The following is a 2,393-nucleotide window of genomic DNA, read 5'->3' as shown; positions in this document are numbered from 1 at the left end:
TGTTGTGGTTCCGACGATGGTTGTTGCGTTTTCATGTTAAGTTGTGGTTCCGTTCGTTTAGGAATCCAAAAATAATGCATGTGCTCATCTTCGTGCTCAGGGTAGGAGTAAAAGAGTTTTATTTGTGAAGGTCGCCCCATCGATGGTGCCCATTCAGGACTCCATTCATTTCGGTTGGTACTGTAGAATTCCCAACGAATATTAGTTAGAGATCTAACCAATTCAGTTTGAAAATAGATTGGTTCGTGGTTGCTGGCCTCTTCCTCAATCTGATCAGATGTCTCGAGGTTGAGGTTGGCTAGACCGTCTCGATCAGTACCAATTGCGATCCAGAGTTGTTTTGCTAGATTTTGGCGACCTTGTGCAGGAAATTCTGTGTTTGGATTTTCAATCGTGAGAGTTTGAAAATCTTGGTTGTTTTGCTCTAGTGTAAATTTGGCATCACTTGGGAGGTTAGCAAAGAGTTGTGTGAGGTAATCGTAGAGTGCTGCCTGGTGACGTGAGTTCGACTGGATGCTTACAATGCCCCGTCCTAGGCTTACTGAGCTTGTCGTGATCGAGAAAATGACTGACATCATGACAGCCAATATGGACATAGCCAAAATGGTTTCTAACAGCGTAAATCCATTACGCAAACTTTGTGGTTTGGTGATCATTCAGCTGCCACCTGCTGGGTTTGCTCCACTAAGCATGTTGGCGTAGTGAATGGTGGAAAAGACTTGTTCGGAGCGTGTGCCGTCGTTATCCCAATAAATCGTTATGATCACCGTATAGAACTCGTCTAACTTGTTGCCGTCTTTGTCCACAACTTCTAGTGGTTCTATGAGAATTCGGGCGTCGGTAGTTTGGTCAATAAAAAAGCTTTCATCACGAGCAAAGTCGTTACCCGTTCTAGGAGTTGTTAGGACCTCCTTGAGGAGGTTTTGCGCCTGTTGTTTGACCCATTGTTCGTGAACCACTGCTTGGCTGAGTTCAGCAGTGCGGTGGAGAGCTATGACTATACTGGTGACGGCTATCCCGAATATACTGAAGGCTAAGAGAGCCTCTAACAACATGAAGCCGGTGCGGCGATTCTGTCGGCTAGTCTTCATTGATAATTTCTCCAGCGGTGAGTGAGTGGAAGGTTGCAGTCTGAATGTTGTCGTCGTCTTCAAATTGTATTTCAAGAGCGTCGCAGAGGCCAGACTGAGTAAAGGTCCAGATAAAGGGGGCGTCGTTTTTTTCTACAGTGATCCAGTCGCTATCAGGGCTAGTTAAAAGTGACACGCGAACGCCCTCAGGAATGTCTAGTGCCGACTTTGGTGGGGTTGGTTTCTCACCATCTAAAAGCATTCTTTCTGGTTGAACCCAGATTTCTCGAGGCGTTATATAAATGGAAAATGGGCGAGCTTCAAGTTTGGCGTTGCGAAGTGTTTCCTTCGCCATGATCTGGGTTTGTTGGCTTAGTTTATTAAGTGTGCCATTATTTTGGTTTGCGACATAGAGGACCGCTGAGCCCAAGATGATAGAAGTAATGGCCATGGTGACCATTATTTCTAAGAGTGTGAAGCCTGCTCTAGGCTGGAGACGCTTATTGCGCCGCGTCTTGTGAGCTGATGTCATCGTCTCCGCCTAGTTGACCATCGGTACCTAAGCTGATGATCTCATAGGTAGATGAGTCTTTTGTGCCAGGAATCTTGTAGATATATGGATTACCCCATGGGTCAAGAGGTACGGATTTTAGCGATTGATTCCACCGGCGTGGCTTTGGTGCTGAGCTTGGTTTCGAGACCAGAGCGTTGAGCCCCTGTTCGCTTGTAGGGTAACGACCAGCGAGGTTTTTATATTGGAGTAAATGGGCTGCTAGACTCTGCATTTCGCTCTCAGCTTTTTGGATTCTAGCCCCACCTGAGAAGTTCCTAGTTAGGCCAATCACTCCGCCAACTAGAATGGCAATAATTGCCATGACCATCATCATTTCGAGGAGCGTGAAAGCTTTGCGAAGTTTGGATCGATTTTTTGTGGGTGGGCAGTTCATGAACAAGTGGGGTATGTCATTTGTGGTAATTTGTCAAATAATCGACCATAGAGAGGTGGTTAACTTTTTTGAAAAGTAATCCCGCCTTGAACTATTAATGGAGTAAGGTAAGAACACTTTGCAACTTAAAGTCGCTGATAATGTTGAAACCCTGAGCGAGGGCTTTGCTGAACCGAAGATGAGTGAAATTTTAGAAAGAAGTCCAATTGTGAAGCAGCTCTTCGAGTTGGCCTGTGCCTCAAGTCGTGCCGAGGTGGCAAGTGTTGAGGAGCTTATCGATAGTGCCGTCCAGATGCAGTTGCCAATAATTGATGCGTTGTTAGATGCTGGATTGGTTCAGGAAGAAGAGTTTTTTAGAGGTGTGTCAGAGTTAGAT

At 45.7% G+C, this 2,393-nt stretch carries 5 protein-coding genes; 1 reads left to right on the top strand and 4 read right to left on the bottom strand.

Annotation, left to right across the window (positions count from 1 at the left end; genetic code table 11):
- The 4 genes from ABGY95_RS12270 to gspG form a co-directional block, all read right to left on the bottom strand.
- Positions 1-656, bottom strand: a 656-nt coding sequence (locus tag ABGY95_RS12270) for a prepilin-type N-terminal cleavage/methylation domain-containing protein (RefSeq protein WP_347441972.1), incomplete at its 3' end; no start/stop codon positions are given.
- Positions 657-1,091 (bottom strand): hypothetical protein, encoded by a 435-nt coding sequence (locus tag ABGY95_RS12265; RefSeq protein WP_347441971.1) that lies wholly within the window; start codon positions 1,089-1,091, stop codon positions 657-659. It lies immediately after the preceding gene.
- Complete coding sequence (locus ABGY95_RS12260; protein ID WP_347441970.1) at positions 1,081-1,602, bottom strand: prepilin-type N-terminal cleavage/methylation domain-containing protein; 522 nt, start codon at positions 1,600-1,602, stop codon at positions 1,081-1,083. Before ABGY95_RS12260 ends, ABGY95_RS12265 begins: the two co-directional genes overlap by 11 nt.
- Positions 1,571-2,017 carry a type II secretion system major pseudopilin GspG gene (gene gspG, locus ABGY95_RS12255; RefSeq protein ID WP_347441969.1) on the bottom strand — a complete coding sequence of 149 codons (447 nt, stop codon included), beginning with the start codon at positions 2,015-2,017 and terminating at the stop codon, positions 1,571-1,573. The genes ABGY95_RS12260 and gspG overlap by 32 nt, the downstream gene beginning before the upstream one ends.
- Positions 2,018-2,135: 118 nt before the next feature.
- Between gspG and ABGY95_RS12250 the strand changes: the two genes are divergently transcribed.
- A partial coding sequence (locus ABGY95_RS12250; RefSeq protein ID WP_347441968.1) for a hypothetical protein occupies positions 2,136-2,393 on the top strand: 258 nt, incomplete at its 3' end.

Origin of the sequence: Rubritalea sp., assembly GCF_039830215.1 — a bacterium.
Taxonomy (GTDB): domain Bacteria; phylum Verrucomicrobiota; class Verrucomicrobiia; order Verrucomicrobiales; family Akkermansiaceae; genus Rubritalea.
Note: the sequence above shows the minus strand (reverse complement) of the source record. Positions and strands in the feature narration are given on the sequence as shown.